General features: G+C 69.6%; 24 protein-coding genes. 14 read left to right on the top strand and 10 right to left on the bottom strand.

Annotation, left to right across the window (positions count from 1 at the left end; translation table 11 throughout):
• Nucleotides 1-67 precede the first annotated feature (67 nt).
• Nucleotides 68-532 carry a hypothetical protein gene (locus tag AB0I98_RS25875; protein WP_362945599.1) on the top strand — a complete coding sequence of 155 codons (465 nt, stop codon included), beginning with the start codon at nt 68-70 and terminating at the stop codon, nt 530-532.
• Here AB0I98_RS25875 and AB0I98_RS25880 read toward each other — a convergent pair.
• Both AB0I98_RS25880 and AB0I98_RS25885 read right to left on the bottom strand, forming a co-directional pair.
• Nucleotides 478-696 (bottom strand): DUF397 domain-containing protein, encoded by a 219-nt coding sequence (locus tag AB0I98_RS25880; protein WP_362945601.1) that lies wholly within the window; start codon nt 694-696, stop codon nt 478-480. The genes AB0I98_RS25875 and AB0I98_RS25880 overlap by 55 nt on opposite strands.
• A gap of 2 nt (nt 697-698) precedes the next feature.
• A complete protein-coding gene (locus AB0I98_RS25885) occupies nt 699-1,550 on the bottom strand; it encodes a helix-turn-helix transcriptional regulator (protein ID WP_362945603.1) in 852 nt (283 codons plus the stop codon).
• A 237-nt stretch (nt 1,551-1,787) separates the two neighbouring features.
• On the opposite strand from AB0I98_RS25885, the gene AB0I98_RS25890 reads away from it, so the two are divergent.
• The 5 genes from AB0I98_RS25890 (at nt 1,788) to AB0I98_RS25910 (ending at nt 5,661) form a co-directional block, all read left to right on the top strand.
• Complete coding sequence (locus AB0I98_RS25890; RefSeq protein ID WP_362945605.1) at nt 1,788-2,213, top strand: ATP-binding protein; 426 nt, start codon at nt 1,788-1,790, stop codon at nt 2,211-2,213.
• A gap of 79 nt (nt 2,214-2,292) precedes the next feature.
• Nucleotides 2,293-3,228 (top strand): hypothetical protein, encoded by a 936-nt coding sequence (locus AB0I98_RS25895; RefSeq protein ID WP_362945607.1) that lies wholly within the window; start codon nt 2,293-2,295, stop codon nt 3,226-3,228.
• Nucleotides 3,229-3,231: 3 nt separating this feature from the next.
• Nucleotides 3,232-3,645, top strand: coding sequence for a hypothetical protein (locus AB0I98_RS25900; RefSeq protein WP_362945609.1), 414 nt, complete (start codon nt 3,232-3,234; stop codon nt 3,643-3,645).
• 100 nt (nt 3,646-3,745) lie between these two features.
• Complete coding sequence (locus tag AB0I98_RS25905; protein WP_362945611.1) at nt 3,746-4,111, top strand: PH domain-containing protein; 366 nt, start codon at nt 3,746-3,748, stop codon at nt 4,109-4,111.
• Nucleotides 4,112-4,230: 119 nt separating this feature from the next.
• A complete protein-coding gene (locus AB0I98_RS25910) occupies nt 4,231-5,661 on the top strand; it encodes an FG-GAP repeat protein (RefSeq protein WP_362945613.1) in 1,431 nt (476 codons plus the stop codon).
• 68 nt (nt 5,662-5,729) lie between these two features.
• On the opposite strand, the gene AB0I98_RS25915 is transcribed toward AB0I98_RS25910, so the two are convergent.
• Both AB0I98_RS25915 and aspS read right to left on the bottom strand, forming a co-directional pair.
• Nucleotides 5,730-6,665, bottom strand: coding sequence for an intradiol ring-cleavage dioxygenase (locus AB0I98_RS25915; protein WP_362945615.1), 936 nt, complete (start codon nt 6,663-6,665; stop codon nt 5,730-5,732).
• Between the two features lie 116 nt (nt 6,666-6,781).
• Nucleotides 6,782-8,545 (bottom strand): aspartate--tRNA ligase, encoded by a 1,764-nt coding sequence (gene aspS, locus AB0I98_RS25920; protein WP_362945617.1) that lies wholly within the window; start codon nt 8,543-8,545, stop codon nt 6,782-6,784.
• A gap of 164 nt (nt 8,546-8,709) precedes the next feature.
• On the opposite strand from aspS, the gene AB0I98_RS25925 reads away from it, so the two are divergent.
• Nucleotides 8,710-10,824 (top strand): SpoIIE family protein phosphatase, encoded by a 2,115-nt coding sequence (locus AB0I98_RS25925; RefSeq protein ID WP_362945619.1) that lies wholly within the window; start codon nt 8,710-8,712, stop codon nt 10,822-10,824.
• Nucleotides 10,825-10,833: 9 nt separating this feature from the next.
• On the opposite strand, the gene AB0I98_RS25930 is transcribed toward AB0I98_RS25925, so the two are convergent.
• The 4 genes from AB0I98_RS25930 to AB0I98_RS25945 all read right to left on the bottom strand — a co-directional run bounded on the left by AB0I98_RS25930 (nt 10,834) and on the right by AB0I98_RS25945 (nt 15,664).
• Nucleotides 10,834-11,880, bottom strand: coding sequence for an AI-2E family transporter (locus AB0I98_RS25930; protein ID WP_362945621.1), 1,047 nt, complete (start codon nt 11,878-11,880; stop codon nt 10,834-10,836).
• 87 nt (nt 11,881-11,967) lie between these two features.
• Nucleotides 11,968-12,945, bottom strand: a complete 978-nt coding sequence (locus AB0I98_RS25935) for a pirin family protein (protein WP_362945622.1) — start codon at nt 12,943-12,945, stop codon at nt 11,968-11,970.
• A gap of 115 nt (nt 12,946-13,060) precedes the next feature.
• On the bottom strand, nt 13,061-14,998 hold the full coding sequence (locus tag AB0I98_RS25940; RefSeq protein ID WP_362945624.1) for an Ig-like domain repeat protein: 1,938 nt from the start codon (nt 14,996-14,998) through the stop codon (nt 13,061-13,063).
• A 201-nt stretch (nt 14,999-15,199) separates the two neighbouring features.
• Nucleotides 15,200-15,664 (bottom strand): SseB family protein, encoded by a 465-nt coding sequence (locus AB0I98_RS25945; RefSeq protein ID WP_362945626.1) that lies wholly within the window; start codon nt 15,662-15,664, stop codon nt 15,200-15,202.
• 169 nt (nt 15,665-15,833) lie between these two features.
• Between AB0I98_RS25945 and AB0I98_RS25950 the strand changes: the two genes are divergently transcribed.
• From AB0I98_RS25950 to AB0I98_RS25965, 4 genes are all read left to right on the top strand, one after another.
• Entirely contained in the window at nt 15,834-16,697 is an 864-nt protein-coding gene (locus AB0I98_RS25950; RefSeq protein ID WP_362945628.1) for an intradiol ring-cleavage dioxygenase, read from the top strand.
• 129 nt (nt 16,698-16,826) lie between these two features.
• Nucleotides 16,827-18,653: an acyl-CoA dehydrogenase gene (locus tag AB0I98_RS25955; RefSeq protein WP_362945630.1), complete on the top strand. Its 1,827-nt coding sequence runs from the start codon at nt 16,827-16,829 to the stop codon at nt 18,651-18,653.
• A gap of 98 nt (nt 18,654-18,751) precedes the next feature.
• Nucleotides 18,752-20,050, top strand: coding sequence for a M18 family aminopeptidase (locus tag AB0I98_RS25960; protein WP_362945632.1), 1,299 nt, complete (start codon nt 18,752-18,754; stop codon nt 20,048-20,050).
• Between the two features lie 97 nt (nt 20,051-20,147).
• Nucleotides 20,148-20,384 (top strand): DUF6458 family protein, encoded by a 237-nt coding sequence (locus AB0I98_RS25965; protein WP_362945635.1) that lies wholly within the window; start codon nt 20,148-20,150, stop codon nt 20,382-20,384.
• 2 nt (nt 20,385-20,386) lie between these two features.
• On the opposite strand, the gene AB0I98_RS25970 is transcribed toward AB0I98_RS25965, so the two are convergent.
• Nucleotides 20,387-20,773 (bottom strand): cupin domain-containing protein, encoded by a 387-nt coding sequence (locus AB0I98_RS25970; protein WP_362945638.1) that lies wholly within the window; start codon nt 20,771-20,773, stop codon nt 20,387-20,389.
• Nucleotides 20,774-20,824: 51 nt separating this feature from the next.
• Between AB0I98_RS25970 and AB0I98_RS25975 the strand changes: the two genes are divergently transcribed.
• The 3 genes from AB0I98_RS25975 (at nt 20,825) to AB0I98_RS25985 (ending at nt 25,168) form a co-directional block, all read left to right on the top strand.
• Complete coding sequence (locus AB0I98_RS25975) at nt 20,825-21,835, top strand: helix-turn-helix domain-containing protein (RefSeq protein WP_362945641.1); 1,011 nt, start codon at nt 20,825-20,827, stop codon at nt 21,833-21,835.
• Complete coding sequence (locus AB0I98_RS25980) at nt 21,832-22,326, top strand: LURP-one-related family protein (RefSeq protein WP_362945644.1); 495 nt, start codon at nt 21,832-21,834, stop codon at nt 22,324-22,326. Before AB0I98_RS25975 ends, AB0I98_RS25980 begins: the two co-directional genes overlap by 4 nt.
• 166 nt (nt 22,327-22,492) lie before the next feature.
• A complete protein-coding gene (locus AB0I98_RS25985) occupies nt 22,493-25,168 on the top strand; it encodes a SpoIIE family protein phosphatase (RefSeq protein WP_362945646.1) in 2,676 nt (891 codons plus the stop codon).
• Nucleotides 25,169-25,184: 16 nt separating this feature from the next.
• Here AB0I98_RS25985 and AB0I98_RS25990 read toward each other — a convergent pair whose 3' ends face one another.
• Nucleotides 25,185-25,982 (bottom strand): carbon-nitrogen family hydrolase, encoded by a 798-nt coding sequence (locus tag AB0I98_RS25990; protein ID WP_362945651.1) that lies wholly within the window; start codon nt 25,980-25,982, stop codon nt 25,185-25,187.
• Between the last annotated feature and the right edge of the window lie 73 nt (nt 25,983-26,055).

Below are 26,055 nucleotides of genomic sequence, written 5' to 3' on the forward strand. Positions count from 1 at the left end.
CCGAGCGGTCGATCCTCTGTATGCCCTGCCCGCACGGCGCACACGTAACGACCGTATGGTCTCCGCCATGGCAGTACCTGAGGTCATCCCGATCGCCTACGAGCCACACGGCCGTACGGAGGCCATCGGTCGCTACGCGGACGGACAGTTCTTGGGGTCGGTCACCTGGGCCTTCCCCAAGGGCTTCCGCCTTGACGCGGGCTGGGAAGAGCACAAGCGGCTCTACGCGGCACTGCACACGTTCGACGCCAAGGGCATCTACCGCGACTCGCAGATCCTGTGCGCGGGCACCTGGGCCGAACAGCAACGCACCCCCGCAGTCCTGCCCCGGGCCCGGGCCCACCTGGCGACCCTGCTCAGGGCGCTGCCCCGCCGCACCTACACGGACATCGCGATCCGCCCCTTCCAACTCACCGTGGAAGGCGTCCTGTTCGGCCTGGTGACGGGAGAGGACGAGGGCGAACCCTGGGCCGAGCTCTACCCGGACCACCTGGGCTTCGCCCCACCGTGGGACGGCCTGTACGACACGTGAGCGCGCTGCTGGAGGAGGGCGGCGAGGGCGGTGGGGGTGACGGTGATTATTCGGGCGGGGTCGTCGCTTTCACGGAGGAGCAATGTGGCTTCGCCGTGGGCGAGTTCGACGCACTCGTTGCCATTGGCGCCGCCCGAGAACGAGGACTTCTGCCACTGGGCCATGTCTACAGCTCCTTCACCAGGCGGTGAATGAAGTCCCGGGACTTCATGAGGTCGAGTGATACGGACTCCACCTTACGAAAGAGCGTTCGCATGGCGAGGAGCTGAGCGGCGTCGTCGAGGAAGGCGGTGCCGTACGGGGTGTCGCGCTGCACCGTGTCCAGTGCGGTTACGGGCCCGCCCAGGTAGAACAACGCCGCGCTCGCACCGGCGAAGCCGTCGGCATCGAACGGGACCACACGCACGGTGACGTTGGGGCGCTCCGACTGCTTGAGGATCTCGTCCAGTTGAGCCCGCGCCACCTCTCTGTCGGCCACGCGAGTGCGCAGCACGGATTCGTGCACGATCGCCTCGTACGCCACTGCTCCCTCGCGGGTGATGACCTCCTTGCGCCGCATACGGTGCTCGACCCTTGGCTCCACCTCACCCGCCACGAACTCCGGAACCCAGTACGAGAACACCGCCCGCGCATAGTCCTCGGTCTGCAACAGCCCCGGCACATGAGCCGTGCCGATCACCTGAATGAACCGGGCGTGATGTTCCAGTTCCGCCAAGTCCAGGAACGTCGGCGGAAGCACACCCCGGTACCCCTCCCACCAGCCGCGCGTCCGGTCCGCCGCCATCGCGACAAGAGCGTCGATCAACGGCTCGTCCCTGCATGCGTAGAGAGCAGCCAGCTTGCGTACACGCTCTTCGCTGACACCTGACAGCCCGGCCTCGACCTGACTCATCTGTGCCGAAGTCGACGAGAGGCGCCCCGCCACCTCACGGGCCGACATTCCTGCCACGTCGCGCAGTTTGCGCAGCTCGGCGCCCAGTCGCACCTGTCGGGCGGTGGGTTGACTCCTCGGTGCCATGGCGGCTCATCTCCTCAACGGCACTGCTCACAAGCCCTGTTGGACCCCTCGTGCGGGTGTCAGGTTACTCGAGCGGCTTGCGCGAGGAGAAATTTCTCCTCTACCGTCAGTGACGCGACGCACACCCTGCGGAACCCCGGGACCCCGGAAGCGCACCGCTCCGCCCTGCCATGACGGCCGCGGCACTGCCACCGCCCGCCAATCCGCAACCCCCTCCACCCAACCGGGAGTTGACGCATGCCCGAAACCGAATCCGAGGGCTCCTGGGAGTACACCCTCACCATCCCCAACGACCCCCGAGCCGTCACCGTCTCCCGCCGCACCCTCCGCCTGATCCTCACCCTGCACGGCCTGATCACCCTCGCCGACACCGCCGAGCTCCTCACAGCGGAGCTGGTCGGCAACGCCGTACGCCACACCAAGGGCCCCGCCATCCTCCGCGTGCGCTGGTCGGCCGGCGTTCTGCAGATCGGCGCGTGGGACGCGGACCCCGAACCCCCGGAGCCGCCGGGCGACTTGACCTGTATCACCTACGCCGAAGAGGGCCGCGGTCTCGCCCTCGTCCGAACCTGCGCCGACCTCTGGGGCTGGCAGCCGCTGACCAGGAACGGTAGCCAGGGCAAGTACGTGTGGGCCTCACTCACGCTGACCTCAGCGGCGTGAACGTTTCCCCGCCGCTCGAAAGAGTGAACGCATCCCGATCCCCCGGCAAACCCACTTCTTGATCTACAAGGTTGCGCCCATGGTCACATCAACCCACGAGGCCTCACACCGGATCTTCGCGGAGCATCCGGAGGCTCTCGCCCCCGTCTACGAGGCACTCGGTGTCCCGCCGCCCACCAAGGAGGACGTCAGGGAAGTCACCCCCGACACCACGGAGATCCGACCGCTGGAGCGCCGCGCGGACACGGTGCTGAAGGTCGAGCCGCCCGAGGGGGAGCACTACGTGCTCGCGATCGAGTTCCAGACCAAGCCGGACCCGAACAAGGCGTCGAGCTGGGCCTACTACGTGGCGTTCCTCCGTGCGAAGTACGACATGCCGGTCCTCCTCGTGGTGGTCTGCAAGCACCGGTCCACCGCGAAGTGGGCGGCCGGCCCCTTCGAGTGCGGCCTGGGTACATGGACTACCCAGGTCACACGGCCGTTCGTACTGGGGCCCGAGACCGTCCCGGAGATCACCGACGAGGCGATGGCCGCCCAGCAGCCAGCACAGGCCGTGGTTTCGGCGATCGTGCACAGCGACAGCAAGAAGAGCGCGGCCATACTGACAAAGGTGGCCCACGGGTGGCAGTCGTACGACAACAAGAAACTCGTGCTGTGGTGCGAGACGATGGAAACCGGCCTGGAGAACACTCAGGCCAAAGAGATCTGGAGAAAGGTACTCATGACAGTCATGGCTGAGAACCCGGGCCGACAGACCCTCTTCGAGGAAATGCGGGCCGAGGGCAGGGCCAAGGGCATGGCCGAGGGCAAAGTCCAGGAAGGCGCCGCGCTCATCCTGCGTGCGCTGGACAAGCGCGGCATCCCTGTCCCCGAGGACGCCCGCGAACGCATCACGTCCTGCACCGACCTCGACACCCTCACCCTCTGGTTCGACCGCTCCCTGACGGCGACCACGGCCGAGGAACTGTTCGCCGAAGACCCGGAGGTTCCCCGGAACGCTCCTGAACAGGCATGACCGTTGGACGGCAAGGACGACGAACAGACGAACTACTTGGACGAGCTCTGTCGGTTCACGGTGCTGTGTCTCCAACTGGGCATCTCGTGGGACAAGGCGGCGGGAGATTTCCGGGACGGGCTGGAGGAACTCAGACAGCAGGGGAAGATCACGCTCGACGAGATGGCCGTCGCACGCGCAAAGACGCAAGGGAAGGTTCGGGAAGACCCCACGGAGTGGACCGAGGGCTTCGTGGCGGGATACCTGTCGGCCTGGTGCGCGGCGACCCTACGGATCCTGGAGACACGCGACGTACCCGTCGGCAAGGAGATCTGGCGCGGCCTGTATGCGTGCCCCGACGCGGATGCGCTCACTCACTTCCTCGACCGCTCCGTCACAGTCACCCACGCCGAGGACCTGTTCGCGGCCGAGGCCTAGGTCACACGACGCGGTACCGGCCTCCATCGGCGCAACCCCCCACTCCTCCCTGTGCGTCCACACACCGGGCGACACAGCCAACCGAGTGGGGGTTCCATCCATGGCACTGTTCGGCAACGCGCACACCGTAGACCCGGGCAAGGCGCAGCAGGACTACGCACGTCTGCTGGGCCAGAGCGAGCAGGTGCACGCGGCGTACATGCTGATCCGCGACACCATCCTGTTCACCGACCGTCGCCTGATCCTGGTCGACAAGCAGGGCATGACGGGTAGGAAGGTGGAGTACCACTCCGTCCCATACCGCAGCATCACCCACTTCGCGGTGGAGACCGCCGGCACCTTCGACCTCGACGCCGAGCTGAAGATCTGGATCTCCGGTTCTGCGACGCCGATCGAGAAGACCTTCACCAAGGGCGTCGACATCTATGAGGTCCAGGCGATCCTCACCCAGTTCGTGGCGAAGTAGTCGGAACGAATCGAGCTCAAGTGCAGTGAGGTGCCCGGGACTTCACCGTCCCGGGCGGCTTTACAATTCCCGCGGGATGCGGGTGCACGGACGGTGCGCCCGGGGGTGGAGGGGCTGGGATGGGAAGCAGTGCGTCCAAGGGGGGCTGGAGAGCCGCCGCCGTGATCGCGGCGGCTCTCGTCGGGAGCCTGGTGCTCCCCGTCGGTCCGGCTGCCGCCGTGCACGGCGGTGTTCCGGGTGACTTCAATGGGGACGGCTACCGCGACGCCGTCCTGCCCGCGCCCGGCGCGAACGTGGCGGGCAAGGAGGCGGCTGGTGCCGTGGTCGTGCTGTACGGGTCGTCGTCGGGTCTGGCGACCGACCGGCGCAAGACCCTCACGCAGAACACGACCGGGATTCCCGGGACAGCCGAGGCGTACGACAGGTTCGGCGCCGCCACCGCCACGGAGGACCTGAACCGGGACGGGTACGCCGACCTCGTCATCTCCGCGCCGTACGAGGACACGGGCCAGGGCGCCAACTCGGGTTCCGTGACGGTCGTGTGGGGCTCCAGGAGCGGGCTGACCAGCGGCACCGACCTTCCTACTCCGTCAAGCGACCCCACGTACTTCGGACTCGATGTCGCCGCGCTGAGCGGTGGATCGGGGGCCAGGACGCGAGTGCTGGTCGGCGGATACGACGGGTCCGTTCTGTTCACGGGATCGTTCAGCCGCTCCGGCACCTACGGCTCCGCCACGCTCAACCAGGACACCCCGTCCCTGGGCTCCGTCGCGCTCGGCGACCTCAACGGCGACACCACGCCGGACCGGGTCCTTGTCACCGGTCGGGGACATGGGCTGAGCGGCGGCGAGATCTATACGAACCCCGCGTACGGGAATGCCTTCCAGCACGGCAACGGGCTCATCTCCGCCACCGGTGACCTCAACGGCGACAGCTACGCGGACCTCGTGGTCGGGGACCCGGACGAGCCCGAAGTCGCGGGCGCCGATGGCATGCTGGGCGGGCGGGTTCTGGTGTGGTACGGCTCGGCGAGCGGTGTCGCGAGCGATGCGAAGCCGACGCAGATCACGCAGAACACCTCGGGCGTGCCCGGCGGGAGCGAGAAGGGTGACGCCTTCGGCGGCGCCTTGGCCGTGGCCGACGTCAACCGGGACAAGCTGGCGGACATCGTCGTGGGCGCGCCGTACGAGAACGTCGGCAGCACGAAGCGGGCCGGTGCGGTCACGGTGATCCCCGGCCGCGCCTCGGGCGCCCTCGGCAGCGGCTCGTACTCCTTCACCCAGGACACCTCCGGCGTGCCCAGCGCCTCCGAGACCGATGACTTCTTCGGGACCACGGTCTCGGCGGGCGACGTGAACAAGGACGGCAGGCCGGAGCTGTTCGTCGGTGCCTCGGGCGAGAACGACTCCACCGGCGCGGTCTTCATGCTCCCCGGCGGCTCCACCCACCCGACGGGCACCGGCAGCCGCGTCATCACGGGGCCCGCCGTCGGCCTGAAGCAGCAGTCCGGCACGCTGCTGGGCGGCGATGGGCTGCTCTGGCTGATCTGAGAGCAGCGCGGCGACGGGAGCGCCCCGGACTTCACATCCCGGGCGCTCTCGTGTCCGCATGTGCGGAGCTACAGCGACGTGCCTTCGTTCGTCGCCTCCGGGTCCACGCCCACCGTGATGGAGCCCTGGACGCCCTTGGCGATATTGTTCTTGTCGTACTTCAGCTTGAGGAGACCGCCGGTCGTGCCGGACTGGTCGTAGATGGTGTCCTCGGCGAGCGTGGTGCGCTCGGTCGTGGACGTGGAGTACGGCTCGACCTCGGCGGAGGCGAGGACGGACTCCTCGTCGAAGAACTGGCCGGTGTGGCAGGTGGTGCCGCCCTCGTAGCCGGCGTCGGTCCACTCGCCGTCCACGTGGACCTTGGTGTGGATGTGGACGCAGCGGCCCCGGTACCAGCCGGGGAAGATCGTCCGGAAGGTGACGAAGCCCTGCCGGTCGGTCTTCCAGGTGCCGCGCAGGTAGCGCTCGTCGTCGGTCGGCTCCTCATGCACACCACCACCGCCGGTACCGCCCGAGGGAGCGCCCGACGGCGGCTCACCGGTCGGGGTGCCGGTCGGCGTGCCCGAGGGCGCGTCGGTCGGGGCGCCGCCGCCACCGCCGGTCGACAGGCTCTCGTAGCCGGAGTAGATGCCCAGCGCGTCGCAGTGCCAGATGTCGACGGCCACGTTCTTCAGCGGCTTGCAGGTCTCCGCGTCGATCACCTTGATGCGGAGGGTCAGCGGAATGCCCTCCTTGTCCTCGGTGATGTCCGTACGGAGCTTGTCCGCGTCGATGTAGTAGGGGCCCTCGGTGGTTTCGGAGGTGAGCTTGTAGCAGGTCTCCGCCGAGGTGGTGCTCGCGGAGGCGCTCGCCGCGGCGCCCTTTCCGCTCTGGCCGGCGTTCGCGGTCGCGGCCAGCGTGCCGCCGACGCCCACCGCGGCCACGACCGCTCCACCTGCGACGACGACCTTGCGCCGGGTCAGATCACGTTTGTGGGCCGGTTTGTTGATGTCGTTTCCCGTCATGCCCAGGACGCTAGGTAAGAGGACTGTAAGGGGCATGGGAGCGGGCTGTGGCTGCCTGTGAATGCTGAAGGGGCCCGGAACCGGTCAACGGTTCCGGGCCCCTTCAGGGCAGACGCCTACTTCGGCTGCGGCTTCCGCACCGACAGGTGCAGTTCCTTCAGCCGGGCCTCCTCCAGCTCCGTCGGCGCGCCCATCATCAGGTCCTGGGCGTTGCCGTTGAGCGGGAAGGCGATCGTCTCGCGGATGTTCGGCTCGTCGGCCAGCAGCATCACGATGCGGTCGACGCCCGGTGCGATGCCGCCGTGCGGCGGGGCGCCGAAGCGGAAGGCGCGCAGCATGCCGGCGAACTTCTCCTCGACGGTCTCGCGGTCGTAGCCCGCGATCTCGAAGGCCTTCAGCATGATCTCCGGCTCGTGGTTCCGGATCGCGCCGGAGGACAGCTCGACGCCGTTGCAGACGATGTCGTACTGCCAGCCCAGGATGTCCAGCGGGTCCTGGGTCTCCAGGGCCTCCAGACCGCCCTGCGGCATCGAGAACGGGTTGTGCGAGAAGTCGATCGCGCCGGTCTCCTCGTCCTTCTCGTACATCGGGAAGTCGACGATCCAGCAGAAGCGGAAGACGCCCTCCTCGAAGTGCCCGGCGCGACGAGCGGCTTCCACCCGTACCGCGCCCATGATCTTCGAGACCTCGTCGAACTCGCCCGCGCCGAAGAAGACCGCGTGACCGGCCGACAGCGACAGGCGCTTCGTCAGCTCCGCGACGTTCTCCTCCGTCAGGAACTTGGCGATCGGGCCGGACAGCGAACCGTCCTCGGCGACCCGCACCCACGCCAGGCCCTTCGCGCCCTGCGAGACCGCGAAGTCACCGAGCTGGTCGAAGAACTTGCGGGGCTGTGCGGAGACGTCCGGCACCGGCAGGGCCCGTACGTGCTTGCCCGCGAAGGCCTTGAACTCCGAGCCCTCGAAGATGTCGGTGATGTCGACGAGCTCCAGCTGGGCGCGCAGGTCCGGCTTGTCGGAGCCGTACTTCAGCATCGCCTCGCGGAACGGGATCCGCGGGAACGGCGAGGTGACGTGGCGGCCGTTGCCGAACTCCTCGAACAGCTCCGTCATCAGCTTCTCGACGGGCTGGAAGACGTCCTCCTGCTCGACGAAGGACATCTCGACGTCGAGCTGGTAGAACTCGCCCGGCGAGCGGTCCGCACGCGCGTCCTCGTCACGGAAGCAGGGCGCGATCTGGAAGTAGCGGTCGAAGCCGGAGATCATCAGCAGCTGCTTGAACTGCTGCGGCGCCTGGGGGAGGGCGTAGAACTTGCCCGGGTGCAGACGGGACGGCACGACGAAGTCGCGGGCGCCCTCGGGGGAGGTGGCCGACAGGATCGGCGTCGCCATCTCGTTGAAGCCCAGCGCCGTCATCTTGTGCCGGATCGCCGAGATGACCGCCGTACGCAGCAGGATGTTGCGGTGCATGCGCTCGCGGCGCAGGTCCAGGAAGCGGTACTCAAGGCGCCGCTCCTCGTTGACCCCGTCCTCGGTGTTGATCGTGAAGGGCAGCGGGGCGGCCGCGCCGAGCAGCTCGACCTCGGAGACCTCGACCTCGATCTCGCCGGTCGGCAGATCGGGGTTGATGTTCTCGGTGCCGCGGGAGACGACCTGGCCGTCGACGCGGACGGTGGACTCCTTGGAGAGCTTGTCCAGGGCCTCGTACGCGGACGTGCCCGGCCGGGCGACCAGCTGGGTGATGCCGTAGTGATCCCGCAGATCGATGAAGAGGATGCCGCCCAGGTCGCGCCGATTGTGCAGCCAGCCGCTCAGCCGGACGTCGGTGCCGACGTCAGAGGCGCGGAGCTCGCCGCAGGTGTGGGACCTGTACCGATGCATCGTCGTTCATCCAGTCTTCGCGGATCGGGGGCTGTTTCACGTGAAACTCCACCAAGCGTACCGGGCACCCCAAGATCGCCTCCCACCCATTAATCGCCTCCCATCCATTCAACGATGAACAGCTTCGGTGGCCGTCACCGATCATCTCTCCCTACAGTGGGGCAATGCGCACTGGTGAGCCCCTGCCGGCCGTGGGGGAGGTTCTCGCCGCCCTCGCGACGGGACTGTGGCACTGGAACACCGCCACAAGGCTGGTCACAGTCGACGCGGAGACGGCACGGCTGCTCGGGCTGCCCGCTGAGCGGTGCACCCTCAGCCAGGCCCAGGTGCGTGCCCGCCTGCACCCGGTGGACTGGAACGAGATCAGCGGAGTGATCCAGCTCGCCGTCTCCGAGGGCACGCTCGGTGAGGTGCGGGTGCGGATCATGGACGAGCGGGGCCAGATCATCCGCGTCGGCCGCAGCCGCTTCCACGCCTCCTTCGACCGCGAGAAGCGTTCGTACGAGGTGACCGGCTCCCTCCAGGAGGTCACCGACCCCTCGCCGGGCACCACCGCGGGGCGTGCGGTGACCGGGGACTGGCGGCGCTCCCGGGAGGCGTTCCTGCTGGACGCGGGCCGGGCGCTGGCCGAGGCGCGGTCGACGGCGGAGGTGCTGCGGGTCGCGGCCGGGCTGTCGATGCCGGGGTTCTCACCGGACGGCCTCGCCGTGTTCGGCGTGGAGGGGGACCGGCTGACGATCATCGGCCACCACGGTCACCAGCCGGGCGACGAGAACCCCTTCTCGCACATGGCGCTGGACACCGACTATCCGGCGGCGGAGGTGGTCCGCACCGGCCGGGCCGTCTATCTGTCCACGCCCGAGGAGTACAAGTCCCGCTACCCGGTCACCTGGCCGCTGGCCCAGAACTTCGGCCGTCAGTCGTGGGCGTTCCTGCCGCTGACCGTGGCCGGGCGGACGATGGGCGCCTGGATGGCGGCCTTCGCCTACCCCGTCGCGTTCACACCGGACGAGCGGTCCGTGCTGACGACGGTGGCCCGCATGCTCGCGCAAGCCCTGTCCCGGGCCGGGCTCGCCGAGTCGGAGCGTGAGCTGACGGACGGCCTCCAGCGCTCGATGCTGCCGACCCTCGGCCCCGAGATACCGGGCATGAGCGTCGCCGCACGCTATGTGCCGACCGGCGGCGGCCTCCAGGTGGGCGGCGACTGGTACGACATGATCCCGCTGCCCTCCGGCCGGTTCGCGTTCGTCATCGGCGACGTCCAGGGCCATGACGTGCGGGCCGCGGGCCTGATGGGGCAGCTCCGGATAGCGCTCAGGGCGTACGCCTCCGAGGGCCACCGCCCGGACGCGGTGCTCTCCCGCGCCTCCCGCTTTCTGCACGGCATCACCTCGGACGGCGACGACCTGCGCTTCGCGACCTGCCTGTACGCCGAGGCCGACCCCGTGACCGGGACCCTGGACATCGCCCGCGCCGGGCATCCCGACCCGGCGATCCGGATGTCGGACGGCACGGTCATGGCGCGGCCCACGGCGGGCGGCCTGCCGCTCGGCATCGACCCGGACGCCGACTACCCGACGACCCGGTTCACCCTGGAACCCGGCGAGACCATGATGATCTGCACGGACGGTCTGATCGAGACCGGCGGGCACGACCTGGAGACCGGCTGGCTGCGGATCCGCGCCATCCTGGAAGAGCACAAGGGCGACCTGGAGGAACTCGCCGACTCCCTGGTCCAGGCGGTGCACGGCCCTTCCTCCCACCACACCACGGGCCCGCTGGCCGACCGCCGCGAGGACGACATAGCGGTGCTGCTGCTGTGCCGTCAGGGGGAGGGCTGCGGCTGCGAGGACTCGGCGGTCGTCGAACGTCCCGCGGTACGGCGCACGATGCTCTCGGTGGCCCAGGCGGAGCCCGAGCGGGTCGCCACCGCCCGCCAGCAACTCCGCGAACTCCTCCACGACTGGGCCTCCCCCGACCAGGTCGACTCGGCCGTCCTGCTGCTGTCCGAGATGCTCACCAACGTCCTCGTCCACACCGACGCCGACGCCCTCCTCCTCGCCCAGATCACCGGCGAGGCCGGCATCCGCCGCCTCCATGTCGAGGTCACCGACACCAGCGACGACCTCCCCCACAAACGCCGCCCCGGCGAACTGGCTTCCTCCGGACGCGGGTTGATGCTCATCGAGCTGCTGGCGAACGCGTGGGGCGTGGACCCGCGCGGCGAGGGCAAGAGCATCTGGTTCGAGCTGTACGAGGAGCAGGGCGCGGCGGAGTAGCACCGGCCCCTACGCATCCGACGGCTCGGCACTCCCGTACCGCGTCCGCAGTTCCTGTACGACCCCGAAGGCCGCCGCGGTCAGCGGCACCGCCAGCAGCATCCCGAGGACGCCGGCCACGGACGCTCCCGCGGTGATCATCACCATCACCAGCGCCGGATGCATCTGCACGGTCCGGCTCTGGATCACCGGCTGGAGGACATGCCCCTCCAGCACCTGCACGGCGAGGACCACACCCAGCGCCCACAGCGCGATCACGAACCCGCGGTCGGCCAGCGCGACCAGCACAGCGACGGCACCGGAGAGGAAGGCGCCGAGGTAGGGAATGTAGGCGCCGACGAAGACGAGCGCGCCCAGCCCTACCGCCCCCGGCACGTCCAGGACCAGCAGTCCGACCGTGATGCACAGGGCGTCGATCAGCGCGATGAAGGTCGTCCCGCGCATGAACCCCTCGACCGCCTCGAAGGCCCGCCGCGCCATGGCCTCGGTGGTGTCGGCGGCATCGCGGGGCACGATGGCGCGCAGCGTGCCGGCGGCCTTGTCGGAGTCCCGCAGGAAGAAGAAGACGAGCAGCAGCGCCAATACGGCCATGGCGATCGCCTCGCCCACGACGCTGACCCCGCTGATCACCCCGGACGCGGCGGTCCCGCCGAACTTGGTGAGCAGTTCCCGCGCGTTGGACGCGAGGTCGTCCAGCGAGGTCCCGGCCGCCCCGAAGTGCTCGGCGAGCGACTCGGCCGCCTGCTTCAGCGAGGCGACGATCTGGTCCCCGGTGTCGATGAGCGCGGCGACCACGATGTACACGGCCCCGCCGACGACGGCCACGACCGCCACGCAGGTCACCGCGGCGGCGATGGACCGGTTGACCCGCGCCTTCACCAGCCGCCGGTGCATCGGCCCGAGCAGCGCGGTCCCGAGCAGAGCGAGCAGCACCGGCACGACGGCCGTGCGGAACTCCACGGCCAGCCTGATCCCGACATAGACCACCCCGGCGACCAGCAGCACCACGGCACACCAGGCCGCGAGCCGGCGCACGGGGTCGGGGAGCAACTGCACGCGTCCAGCGGATCACGCACCGGGCGGACTGTCCTGTGCGGACAGCCCGCCCGGGTGACGGAGCGTCAGGCGCCGGGGCCTGTTCGGTCAGACGTCAGGGCCCTCTGCGCTCATGCCGTGCACGGCCGGGATGGTCCCGAGCCGGCCCTTCTGGAAGTCCTCGAACGCCTGCTGGAGTTCTTCGCGGGTGTTCATCACGAAGGGGCCGTAGTGGGCCATGGGCTCACGGATCGGCTGCCCGCCCAGGAGGACGACCTCCAGGTCCGGCGTGTGGGAGTCCTGCTTCTCGTCCGCGCGGACGGTCAGCGAACCGCCGGCGCCGAAGACGGCGGTCTGGCCCAGCTGGACCGGGCGGCGCTCGGCGCCCACCGCGCCCTTGCCCGCCAGCACGTACGCCAGCCCATTGAAGTCCTCGCGCCAGGGCAGGGTGATCTCCGCACCCGGCGCCAGCGTCGCGTGGATCATCGTGATCGGCGTGTGCGTGATGCCGGGACCGGCGTGGCCGTCCAGCTCACCGGCGATGACGCGGAGCAGCGCGCCGCCGTCGGGGGTGGTGAGCAGCTGGACGTTGCCGCCGCGGATGTCCTGGTAGCGCGGGGGCATCATCTTGTCCTTGGCCGGGAGGTTCACCCACAGCTGGAGGCCGTGGAAGAGACCGCCGGACATCACCAGGTGCTCCGGCGGGGCCTCGATGTGCAGCAGGCCCGCGCCCGCGGTCATCCACTGGGTGTCGCCGTTGGTGATGGTGCCGCCACCGCCGTTGGAGTCGTGGTGGTCGAAGATCCCGTCGATGATGTAGGTGACGGTTTCGAAGCCGCGGTGGGGGTGCCAGGGGGTGCCCTTGGGCTCGCCCGGCGCGTAATCCACCTCGCCCATCTGGTCCATCATGATGAACGGGTCGAGGTGGCGGTAGTTGATCCCGGCGAACGCCCGGCGCACCGGGAAGCCCTCGCCCTCGAAACCGCTCGGCGCGGTCGTGACAGTGAGCACGGGACGTGCCACGGCGTCGGCCGGGGCGGCCACGCGGGGCAGGGTCAGCGGGTTCTCGACGGTCACTGCAGGCATGTCGGTACCTCCTTGTGCGGCCAGTTTAGTTGAGTATTGAACTTCCTGCCACCCGGAACGCCGAAAGCCCGGAGGACATTCCCTCCGGGCTTCGCCGTGCGGGTCGCAGCCCGCGTCAGTTGCTGAAGTACAGGTACTTCCAGGCCCCGTACGTCGTCGAGTTCACGGTGTCGCCGGACGAGCCGTTGACGTACACCGACCGCATCCGCGCCCGGATGCCCGACTCACCGGGTGCCTCGAGCGTGATGGCCGACTTCCCGTTCGTACCGATCGGGAAGTACTGCGACTCCGCCGAGTACCACGAGCCCTGGTAGTACACCTGGAGGTCGAAGCGCTGCTGACGGCCCGGGTAGTAGCTCATCGTGGTGGTGAGCAGCGGGTCGGTGTTCTTGTGGAACCAGGAGTACGACGTCGAGCCGATCTTCGCCGTCTTGTAGTGCTTGGAGACGGCGGTGGAGACCTTGACGCGGGCCCACGCCGTGACCTTCACCGTCTTCGGCTTGTAGCGGGCGTCGCCCTTGAAGACCGCCCTGACGGTGGTGTCCCGGGTCATGTCCACCCAGGCGGAGATGTTGCCCCGGGAGTCGACCTGCCCGACCTTGATCCGCTTGTCGGGCCGGTCGCCGCCGAACGGGTTGGCCCAGATCTCGACCGAGCGGTTCTTGTACGTCGTACCGAGGTGCGCGGTGAACTTGACGTCGGTGCCGTAGTTGTACGTCTTGCCGTTGTTGTTCAGGCTCAGCGCGGTCGAGGCGCGGGAGACGTCGACCGTGTCGGAGGCGCTGACCGCGGTGTGCGTGGCGTCGCCCGCGTAGGAGACCTTGTACGTGACCTTGCCGCCGACCGGGGGCGAGTTCGTGAAGGAGTACGTGCCGTCCGCCTTCACCGTGACGGTCGGCAGCGCCTTGCCGTTGGGGCTCTCCAGGTCGGTGCGCGTGACCGCGAGCTTCGTGCCCACCGTGAACGGCACGTTCGCCGTGAGCTTGCCGGTGACTGTGAGCTGCTTGGCGCGGGTCGCGGACGCGGGCGCGTTGACCGTGAGGGTCGGCACGCTGAGCGCCGGGCCCGTGAACGCTTTCAGGGTGTAGGTGTTGTCCGAGTTGCCGGCCAGGGCGAACACCCGGGAGGAGTCGGGCGCCCAGGCCACCTCGCCCATGCTGGAGGTCCCGGCGTCGAAGCGGCGCACCGGCGTGGCGGAGCCCGCCTTGTAGACGTTCACATGGCGGTCGTAGGCCTGGGCGATCAGGCCGCCCGGCGAGACGTCGCCGTGCCAGCCGGTCTCGGTGAGGCCCGCGACCTCCGTGAAGGTGCCGTCGGCGTAGTTCAGCTTCCGGGAACCGTTCCACAGCACCTGGGAGGTGCCGGGCACGAGGTCGATGTCCAGGGTCCAGCGGTCGCTGTCCGTCTTGGCGACCACCTGCGGGGTGGTGCCGGAGACGTCGAGGAGGTTGATCGCGCCCGAGCGGTCGCCGCTGTCGTGGAAGGAGAGCAGACCGGGCGAGGACGGGTCCGCGTCGAGGACGGCCGCGTTGTAGTACGGGGCGACACCCTCCGGGAGCTGTCCGAGGGCCACCGCGGCGGCCGGGTCGGCGGCGGGGTCGATGACGCCCAGGTTGCCGTGGAAGCCGCTCTCGTCCGTCGTCCGGTACGAGAACCACAGCCGCCCGCCCGCGAAGGCGGTCTCACGCGGGTCGACGCCTGCGCCGAGGTCGTAGCGGGTCCTGACCTCCAGGGTGGCCGCGTCGACGGCCACGATCTCGTGCGTTGTCGGCAGGGCCGCGTACAGGGTGAGACCGTCGTCCGAGAGCGCGAGATCGCTGGGGCGGCCGAAGCCGACGTTCACGTCGACCAGGGTGCCGCTGTAGTCGGTGGCCAGGATCCGTCCGTTGTCCTGGTCCGCGACGAAGACGCGCTGCAGCGCGCCGTCCGCGACCAGGCCGACGGGCTGGGTGAGGACGGCCGACGCGGCCGAGGCGGAACCCGCCGCGGCGACGCTCAGCGCCACCGAGCTGAAGAGGACCGCGAACGCCGTCGCGGCCGAGGTGCTGCGCATGCGCACAGTGATGAAACCCCCACAAGGAATCCCGGGGTCGCCGGGAGCTGAGAGCGCCGCGCGGCACCCGGACGCGAACCGCCGGAAGCGGTGACGTGCGGGGCGCGGCTGCCGGGGATCACTCTATGGCATGGCTGTGACAATCGAGTGGAGATTTCGCGACGGGGGTTTCCGGCCGACGGGCGGCGTCCAGGGCCTGTCCTAGCCGTACATCCGCCGCATCGCGAACTCCACCATCTGCTCGACCGCCTTCGCGTCGAACACCATCCGGTGCTCGCCCTCCATGTCCAGGACGAAGCCGTAGCCGGTCGGCAGCAGGTCGATCACCTCGGCGCCGGTGATCACGAAGTACTTGGACTCCTTGCCCGCGTACCGGCGCAGCTCCTTGAGCGAGGTGAACATGGGGATCACCGGCTGCTGGGTGTTGTGCAGGGCGAGGAAGCCGGGGTTGTCACCGCGCGGGCAGTAGACCTTCGACGTCGCGAAGACCTGCTGGAAGTCCTCCGCGGACATCTGCCCGGTGGTGAAGGCACGCACCGCGTCCGCGAGCGAGGGCGGGGACGGCTCGGGGTACAGCGGCGGCTGCTGGCCGTACCCGCCGGGCATGGGCTGCTGCGGCGGGACGTAGCCCTGCTGGGCACCGGCGTTCTGGTCGTAGCCGTACATGGGCGCAAGCGTACCGAGAGCGGCGGGGCGGGCGGGCCGGTACGGGTGCCCTGGCAAACCGACAGCGACTTGACAGCCACCGAATTGGTTTCCGACAGCCTGCGCTCATAGCGTCGGTCGTGCCGTGGGGAGCACTGGAAAACGGCACGACATCAGCGAGGGGACAGCCATGCACCGACACCACGACGACGAGGTCCACGAGCACGACAGAGGGCTCTCCTACGACCTTCCCGTCCTCGCCCGCCGCCGCATGATCCGGCTGATGGCGGGGGCGAGCCTGATACCGCTGGTGGGGTGCTCCACCGAGGACGACACCTCCGCGGCCTCCTCGTCCTCGTCCTCGCCCCCCTCTTCGTCCTCGTCCTCGTCCGCCGCTTCCGGCTCCACCGGCGAGGCGTCCGAGTGCGCGACCATCCCGAGCGAGACCGCCGGCCCCTACCCCGGCGACGGCTCCAACGGCGTGAACGTCCTCAAGGAGAGCGGCGTCGTCCGCAGCGACATCACCAAGAGCTTCGGCGACTCGGCGGGCGGCACCGCCGAGGGCGTGCCCCTGACCATCACGCTCACCGTGGTGGACGCGGCCTCCGGCTGCGGGACGCCGAAGGAGGGCGTCGCCGTCTACCTCTGGCACTGCGACCGGGAGGGCAGGTACTCCCTGTACTCGGACGGCGTCACCGAGGAGAACTATCTGCGCGGCGTCCAGGAGACCGACGACAAGGGCCAGGTCACCTTCAAGAGCATCTTCCCGGGCTGCTACACGGGCCGCTGGCCGCACATCCACTTCGAGGTCTACGGCAGCCTGGAGGACGCCACGGCCGCCACCTCCATCACGAACACCTCGCAGCTCGCGTTCCCGAAGGACGTCTGCGACACGGTGTACGCGACGGACGGTTACAGCCAGAGTGTGCAGGAGCTCAGCCAGATCTCCCTGGAGTCGGACAACATCTTCAGCGACGGCTACGACCAGCAGATGGCGGCGGTCGAGGGCAGCGTGGCGGAGGGATACACGGCGACTCTGACGGTTCCGGTGTGACCTGTCACAGATGACCGGATCGGGGTTGCGTCTTATTACCGACGGGTAGCATCATCGTAGCTACTTGTTGGTATGTGAACGGGCGCGAGGATCCAGTGCCTCGCCGATCTCTCAACGGAGCCAGTCGCCATGGGGCACTACAAGTCGAATCTGCGCGACATCGAGTTCAACCTCTTCGAAGTACTCGGGCGCGACAAGCTGTACGGCACGGGCCCGTTCGAGGAGATGGACGCCGAGACCGCGAAATCCATCCTCGACGAGATGACCCGCCTCGCGGAGAACGACCTGGCGGAGTCCTTCGCGGACGCCGACCGCAACCCCCCGGTCTTCGACCCGGAGACCCACACCGCGCCGGTCCCCGCGTCCTTCAAGAAGAGCTACAAGGCGTTCATGGACTCCGAGTACTGGCGGCTCGGCCTGCCCGAGGAGATCGGCGGCACCACTGCTCCCCCGTCGCTGATCTGGTCGTACGCGGAGCTGATCCTGGGCGCCAACCCGGCCGTGTGGATGTACTCCTCCGGTCCGGCCTTCGCCGGGATCCTCTTCGACGAGGGCAACGACGTCCAGAAGAAGATCGCTCAGATCGCGGTCGAGCGGACCTGGGGCTCCACCATGGTGCTGACCGAGCCCGACGCGGGTTCGGACGTCGGCGCCGGGCGTACCAAGGCGATCCAGCAGGAGGACGGCTCCTGGCACATCGAGGGCGTGAAGCGCTTCATCACCTCCGGTGAGCACGACATGGAGGAGAACATCCTTCACTACGTGCTGGCGCGTCCCGAGGGTGCCGGTCCCGGCACCAAGGGCCTGTCCCTCTTCCTCGTCCCGAAGTACCTCTTCGACTTCGAGACCGGCGAGCTGGGCGAGCGCAACGGCGTCTACGCCACCAACGTCGAGCACAAGATGGGCCTGAAGGCCTCCAACACCTGCGAGATGACCTTCGGTGACCAGCACCCCGCCAAGGGCTGGCTGATCGGCGACAAGCACGACGGCATCCGCCAGATGTTCCGGATCATCGAGTTCGCCCGCATGATGGTCGGCACGAAGGCGATCTCCACGCTGTCGACCGGCTACCTGAACGCCCTCGAGTACGCCAAGGAGCGCGTCCAGGGCCCGGACCTGGCGAACTTCATGGACAAGACGGCGCCCAAGGTCACCGTCACCCACCACCCCGATGTGCGCCGCTCGCTGATGACGCAGAAGGCGTACGCGGAGGGCATGCGCGCCCTCGTCCTCTACACGGCCTCGATCCAGGACGCGATCGCCGTCAAGGAGGCCGCCGGCGAGGACGCGAAGACCGAGCACGCGCTGAACGACCTGCTCCTGCCGATCGTCAAGGGCTACGGCTCCGAGAAGGGCTACGAGCAGCTCGCCCAGTCGCTGCAGACCTTCGGCGGCTCCGGCTTCCTGCAGGAGTACCCGATCGAGCAGTACATCCGCGACGCCAAGATCGACACCCTGTACGAGGGCACGACCGCGATCCAGGGCCAGGACTTCTTCTTCCGGAAGATCGTCCGCAACCAGGGCGCCGCGCTGAACTCCCTCGCCGAGGACATCAAGAAGTTCCTGGCCGTCGGCACCGGCGGCGAGGAGCTGGCGGGCGCCCGCGAGCACCTGGCCAAGGCCGCCGTCGAGCTGGAGGCCATCGTCGGCCTCATGCTGACCGACCTCGCGGCCACCGAGAAGGACGTCAAGAACATCTACAAGGTGGGCCTGAACACCACCCGCCTGCTGATGGCCTCCGGTGACGTCGTCGTCGGCTACCTGCTCCTCAAGGGCGCCGCGATCGCCGCCGAGAAGCTGCCGAACGCGTCCGCCAAGGACAAGGCCTTCTACACCGGCAAGATCGCGGCGGCGAAGTTCTTCGCGGCCAACGTCCTGCCCGGCGTCACCGGTGCGCGCAAGCTCGCCGAGGGCGTCGACCTGGACCTGATGGAGCTGGACGAGGCCGCTTTCTGAAGGCTCTGACCCGCTTGTGCGAGGGCCCGTTCCCCCTGCTGGGGAACGGGCCCTCGTACGCCGTCAAGGAACCCTCGTACGTCGTTAAGGTGAACCCCATGAGCGCACCCCACCGCTTCGACCGCGGCCACACCGACGACCTCATGACCTTCCTGGCGGCGAGCCCGACGCCGTACCACGCCGTGGCGAACACCGCCGAGCGGCTGGAGAAGGCCGGCTTCAAGCAGGTCGCGGAGACGGACGCCTGGGACGGGTCGAGCGGCGGCAAGTACGTGCTGCGCGGTGGCGCGATCATCGCCTGGTACGTCCCCGAGAGCGCCGTGGCGCACACGCCGTACCGGATCGTCGGCGCGCACACCGACTCGCCGAACCTGCGGGTCAAGCCGCTGCCGGACGCCGGGGCGCACGGCTGGCGGCAGGTGGCGGTCGAGATCTACGGCGGCCCGCTGATGAACTCCTGGCTGGACCGCGACCTGGGGCTGGCGGGCCGGCTGACGCTCAGGGACGGCTCGACGCGCCTGGTGAACGTCGACCGCCCGCTCCTGCGCGTCCCCCAGCTCGCGATCCACCTCGACCGCTCGGTCTCCTCCGAGGGGCTCAAGCTCGACAAGCAGCGCCATCTCCAGCCGGTCTGGGGCCTGGGCGACACCGTGCGGGACGGCGACCTGATCGCGTTCCTGGAGTCGGAGAACAACCTGGCCGCGGGCGAGGTCACCGGCTGGGACCTGATGGTCCACTCCGTGGAACCACCCGCCTACCTGGGCCGCGACAAGGAGCTGGTCGCGGGCCCCCGCATGGACAACCTGCTCTCCGTGCACGCGGCCACGGCGGCGCTGGCCGCGGTGGCGACCAGCGGTGCGGGGCTGCCGTACATCCCGGTGCTGGCCGCCTTCGACCACGAGGAGAACGGCTCGCAGAGCGACACGGGCGCGGACGGGCCGCTGCTCGGCAGCGTGCTGGAGCGTTCGGTGTTCGCGCGCGGTGGATCGTACGAGGACAAGGCGCGCGCCTTCGCGGGCACCATCTGTCTCTCCTCCGACACGGGCCACGCCGTCCACCCCAACTACGCGGAGCGGCACGACCCGACGCACCACCCGCGCATCAACGGCGGGCCGATCCTGAAGGTGAACGTCAACAACCGCTATGCGACGGACGGTTCGGGCCGCGCGGTGTGGGCTGCCGCCTGCGAGAAGGCGAACGTGCCCTTCCAGGCCTTCGTCTCCAACAACTCCATGCCCTGCGGCACGACCATCGGCCCGATCACCGCGGCCCGGCACGGCATCAAGACCGTCGACATCGGCGTGGCGATCCTGTCGATGCACAGTGCGCGGGAGTTGTGCGGGGTGGACGATCCGCATCTGCTGACGAACGCGTTGGTGGCGTTCCTCGAGGGGTAGTTGGTGTCGTTCCTTAAGGGGTAACTGACGCACCGGCGGGTACCCGCCTCCGACCGGAAGACCGGAACGACCGGACCGGACAGGGAGGCGACAGCTCATGGGCCTCGGCGGATGCATCATCCTCATCGCCGCGGGAGCCATCCTCACCTTCGCGACCGACTGGCACATGGAGGGGGTCAACCTCGACCTGGTCGGCGTCATCCTGATGATCGTCGGGCTGATCGGAGTGACGACGTTCAGCAGCATCGCGCGGCGCCGGCGGGTCGAGGTGCGCTCCTCGACGCCGGTCATCGAAGAGGAACGGCACCACTACCACGACGGATACGGCCGCTGACGTCAGGTCAGGGCATGCCCCGTCGTGGCGTCCACATGGTCCGGCACCTCGTCGTGGCGGTCGCCCACGGTGAGGGTGCCGGTGGGTTCGAAGACCAGGATGGCGGCGGGGGCGGGGGCGTACGGCTTGTGTTCCGTGCCGCGGGGGACCGTGAAGACGGAGCCCTTGGGCAGGACGACCGTGCGTTCGCCCGGTGCCTCCCGCAGCGAGATGTGCAGCTCGCCGTCCAGGACCAGGAAGAACTCGTCGGTGTGGTCGTGGACGTGCCAGACGTGGTCGCCGTCGACCTTGGCCACGCGGACGTCGTAGTCGTTGACGGCCGTCACGATGCGGGGGCTCCACGTTTCCGTGAAGGAGGAGAGGGCCTTTTCCAGCGAGATGGGTTCCATGCGCCCATCGTGCGGGTGGCCGGGAGCGCGTGCGAGTGCTAGGAATCGCACATGGCGCAAGGATCCTCTCAGCCCCCGAGACGGCAACCGCATCGCGTCGCCGTGATCGTCGACGAGGGCACCAACCCCTTCGAAGTCGGCGTCGCCACCGAGCTGTTCGGGCTGCCACGGCCCGAGCTGGGCCTTCCTGGGGCTCTGTACCATGTCACATTGTGCACGCCCACCCCTGAAGTCCGGATGAACCACGGCTTCTTCACCCTCACCGGCGTCCCCGGCATCGAGGCCGTCGACACGGCCGGCACCCTCGTCGTCCCCGGCCGCCCCGACAACGTCGTACCGCGCGGCACCGCCGTCCTCGACGCCATCCGCCGCACCCACGCGCGCGGGGCCAGGATCATGAGCCTGTGCACCGGAAGCTTCGCGCTCGCCGAGGCCGGACTGCTCGACGGACGCCGGGCCACCACCCACTGGCGCTGGGCCGACACCTTCCGGGAGCTGCACCCGCGGGTGCTGCTGGAGCCGGACGTGCTCTTCGTCGACGACGGCGACATCCTCACCGCCGCGGGCAGCGCCGCCGCGCTCGACCTGTGCCTGCATGTCGTACGGCGTGACCATGGCGCCGACATCGCCAATGCCGTGTCCCGGCGGCTGGTGTTCGCCGCGCACCGGGACGGCGGGCAGAAGCAGTTCGTGGAGCGGCCGCTGCCGGACGTGCCCGACGAGTCGCTGGGGCCCCTGCTGGCATGGGCGCAGGCGCGGCTGGGCGAGCCGCTGACGGTGGCGGACCTCGCGGCGCGGGCGGCGGTCAGCCCGGCCACCCTGCACCGCCGCTTCCGAGCCCAGCTGGGGACGACCCCGCTGGCCTGGCTGACCGGGGAGCGGGTCGCGCTGGCCTGCCGGATGATCGAGCGCGGGGAGGAACGGCTCGACGTGGTCGCCGCGCGCAGCGGCCTGGGCACCGCCGCCAATCTGCGGGCGCGGCTGCGGCGCGAGACCGGGCTCAGCCCGTCGGCCTACCGACGGCGTTTCGGGGCCGGTGGCGTGGAAGTCCTGATGTCATGAGATTCCTCGTACGCGACAGGCTCCTCGGCTTCGGTGACGACTACTGGATCGAGGACGACAGCGGCAACAAGGTGTACCTCGTCGACGGCAAGGCGATGCGGCTGCGGGACACCTTCGAGCTGAAGGACACCCAGGGGCGCGTCCTCATCGACATCCACCAGAAGATGCTCGCCCTGCGGGACACGATGGTGATCGAGCGCGACGGCGACCCCCTGGCCCGCATCAAGCGCAAGCGCATGTCCCTGCTGCGCAACCACTACCGGGTGTCCCTCGTCGACGGCACCGAGCTCGACGTCAGCGGCAAGATCCTCGACCGTGAGTTCGCCGTCGAGTACGACGGTGAGCTCCTCGCCGTGATCTCCCGGCGGTGGCTGCACATCCGGGACACCTACGGCGTCGACGTCGTACGCGGCGACGCGGATCCGGCGCTGCTGATCGCGGTGACGGTGTGCGTGATCCATCTGGCGGAGAAGGAGCGGGAGGCAGACTGAACGGCCCTGCAGTGCTCCAAAGGGGCGCGGGGCTGTATCGATTTGCGGCTCCGCCGCGTGGGCGCGACCAGCCACGACGGACCCGCAGACGCTCGACGGCCAGCCTCGGCACCCCCGCGGAGCGCTTCGGTGTCCCTGTCGGCGCGCAGTGTGAGACAAAAGAGGCATGGCCGAATTTATCGGTCGCGTGCGCCGGGCGCTGGGCGTCCGTACCGTCGCCCGGCAGGTCTTCGTCCTGCAGGCGGCGATCGTCGTGCTGCTCGTGGTCGCCGCCGTGATCGCCGTCGTGCTGCAGGTGCGCGGCGACAGCGAGCGCGAGGCCCGCAACCGTTCCCTCGCCGTGGCCGAGACGTTCGCGAACGCGCCCGGGATCGTGGCGGCCCTGGAGGCGCCGGACCCGTCCGCGGTGCTCCAGCCGCGGGCGGAGGCGGCACGCAAGGCGTCCGACGTGGACTTCATCGTGGTGATGACCCCGGAGGGGATCCGCTACACCCACCCCAACCCCGAGCAGATCGGCAAGCACTACATCGGCCACATCGCCCCGGCCGCGGCGGGCGGAGTCGTACGGGAGACCTACACCGGCACGCTGGGCCCCTCCGTCCGTGCCGTCGTCCCCGTGGAGGACGCCGACGGCAAGGTCGTCGGCCTGGTCGCCGCCGGTGTGACGCTGGCCAGCGTGGGCGGGGTGGTCGAGCACCAGCTGCCCGTGCTGTTCGCCTCGGCCGCGGTCGCCCTCGCCGTCGCCACCGGCGGGACCGCCCTGGTCAGCAGGCGGCTGCGGCACCAGACGCACGGCCTTGGACCCACCGAGATGACCCGGATGTACGAGCATCACGACGCGGTCCTGCACTCCGTACGGGAAGGCGTGCTGATCATGGACGAGGACGGGCGGCTGGCGCTGGCCAACGACGAGGCGCGGCGGCTGCTCGGGCTGGGGCCGGACGCGGAGGGCCGGCTCATCCAGGACCTGGGCATCGACCGCGACCTGGCCCGGCTGCTGGCCTCCGGCCGGGACGCCACCGACGAGGTCCATCTGTCGGGGGGCCGGCTGCTGGCGGTCAGCCGGCGGTCCACCGCGCGGGACGGCGGCCCGCCCGGCAGCGTCGCCACCCTGCGCGACACCACCGAGCTGCAGGCCCTCACCGGCCGGGCGGAGGTGGCGCAGCAGCGGCTGCGGCTGCTGTACGACGCCGGACTGGAGATCGGCACCAGCCTCGACGTGACCCGCACCTCGCAGGAGCTGGCCGACTTCGCGGTCCCTCGGTTCGCCGACTACGTCACCGTCGACGTCGCCGATCCCGTGCTGCGGGGCGGGGAGCCGAAGGCGGGCATCACCGACATGCGGCGCGTCGCGTTCCAGGGCGTGAAGGAGGGCAGCCCGCTCTACGTGCCCGGCAAACTGATCCACTTCGCGGCGACCAGCCCGCAGGCCGCCGGGTTCCTCGCCGGTGAGCCGGTGCTCGAGGAGGACCTGACCACGTTCTCCGGCTGGCAGGTGCAGGACCCCGAACGGGCCCGGGCAATCGTCGCGTTCGGCATCCACTCCATGCTCGCGGTGCCACTGCGGGCCCGCGGCGTCATCATGGGCGTGGCCACCTTCTGGCGCGGCGACCAGCAGGAACCCTTCGAGCGGGACGACATCTCCCTCGCCGAGGAACTCGTCGCCCGCGCCGCCGTCAGCATCGACAACGCCCGCCGCTACACCCGCGAGCACGACATGGCCGTCACCCTGCAGCGCAGCCTGCTGCCGCGGGCCCTGCCCGACCAGAGCGCCCTGGACGTGGCCTACCGCTATCTGCCCGCGCAGGCCGCGCAGGGCGGGGTCGGCGGCGACTGGTTCGACGTCATCCCGCTGCCGGGCGCGCGGGTGGCGCTGGTCGTGGGCGACGTGGTGGGGCACGGCCTGCACGCGGCGGCCACGATGGGCCGGCTGCGGACCGCCGTCCACAACTTCTCGACCCTGGACCTCCCGCCCGACGAACTCCTATGGCACATGGACGAGTTGGTGGCACGCATCGACCAGGACGAGGAAGGGGACGGCAACGGCGGCGAGGACGAGAGCGCACCGGTCACCGGGGCGACCTGCCTGTACGCCGTCTACGACCCCGCGTCCGGCGCCTGCACCATCTCCCGCGCGGGCCACCTCGAACCGGCGCTCGTCCGCCCGAGTGGCGAGGCGGAGTTCGTCACCGTCCCCGGCGGCCCTCCGCTGGGCCTGGGCGGCGGGCTCCCGTTCGAGGTGACGACGCTGCAGCTGCCCGAGGGCAGCGGCCTCGTGCTCTACACCGACGGCCTGGTGGAGGACCAGCGCCGCGACATCGACGAGGGCCTGGAACTGCTCCGCCGCGCCCTCACCGGCCCCGGCCGCACCCCGGAGGAGACCTGCGACGCCACCCTCGACGCCCTGCGGCCCGACCGGCAGCGCGACGACATCGCCCTGGTCGTCGCCCGCACCCACAGACTCGCCGCCGACCGCACGGCGTCCTGGGACGTACCGCCCGACCCCTCAGCGGTGGGCAGGGTCCGGGCGGCGGCCACCCGGACCCTTGAAGCCTGGGGCCTGTCGGACGAGGCCTTCACCACCGAACTGATCCTCAGCGAACTCGTCACCAACGCCCTCCGTCACGCCACCGCCCCCATCCACGTCCGCCTCATTCGCGACCGCACCCTGATCTGCGAGGTCTCCGACGCCAGCAGCACCGCCCCACATCTGCGCCGCGCGGCCACCACGGACGAGGGCGGAAGGGGGCTGTTCCTGGTGGCGCAGTTCGCGGAGCGGTGGGGGACGCGGTATTCGGGGGGCGGGAAGGTGATCTGGACGGAACAGCTGCTGGAGCAGTGACGGCAGGTCTACGGCTTCACCTGCGCGGCGGCGCCAGCCCCAGTACGCGATCCTTGAGCGCCGGGAACTGGTCCCGCGTCACCGAGACCTTCCCGGGATCGAACTCCACCGTGAGGACCTGCTCCCCGGCACCCGCCTCCGCGAGGACCTCCCCCCACGGATCGACCACGATCGAGTGACCGGCCTGCGGAACCCCGGCGTGGGTCCCGGCCGTTCCACAGGCGAGCACGAACGCCTGGTTCTCCACCGCCCGCGCCTGAGCCAGCAGCGTCCAGTGCGCCCGGCGCCGCTCCGGCCAGCCCGCCGGGACGACGAAGGTCTCGGCACCGGCGTCGACGAGACCGCGGAAGAGTTCGGGGAAACGGAGGTCGTAGCAGGTGCCCACGCCGATGGTCGTCTCCGGCAGGCGAACCGTCACCAGTTCCTCGCCCGCGCCCATCAGCACCGCCTCGCCCTTGTCGAACCCGAAGCGGTGGATCTTGCGGTAGGAGGCGGCCAGGTCACCGGAGGGAGAGAAGACAAGAGACGTGTTGTAGAGCGGCCCGTCAGGGTCCCGCTCCGGAATCGAGCCCGCGTGCAGCCACACGCCGGCGTCGCTCGCGGCCTTCGCCATCACCTCGTACGTCGGCCCTTCGAGCGGCTCGGCCTCGGTGCCGAACTCCTCGTACGCGAAGGCCCCCGTCGTCCACAGCTCCGGCAGTACGACGAGATCCGCGGCGCCCGCCTGCTCCCGTACCAGCGAAGCGATGCGCCGTCGGCGAGATTCGATCGATTCGCCCTCGTTTACTGCGATCTGGAGCAATGAGGCGCGCACGCTACCACCGTCCTGGCATTCGAGCCGTACACACGGCCTACGATCGTCACACGAAAGCACTGCCGGGGTGCCT

It is taken from the genome of Streptomyces sp. NPDC050211 (genome assembly GCF_040656035.1).
In the GTDB taxonomy this organism is placed as follows: domain Bacteria; phylum Actinomycetota; class Actinomycetes; order Streptomycetales; family Streptomycetaceae; genus Streptomyces.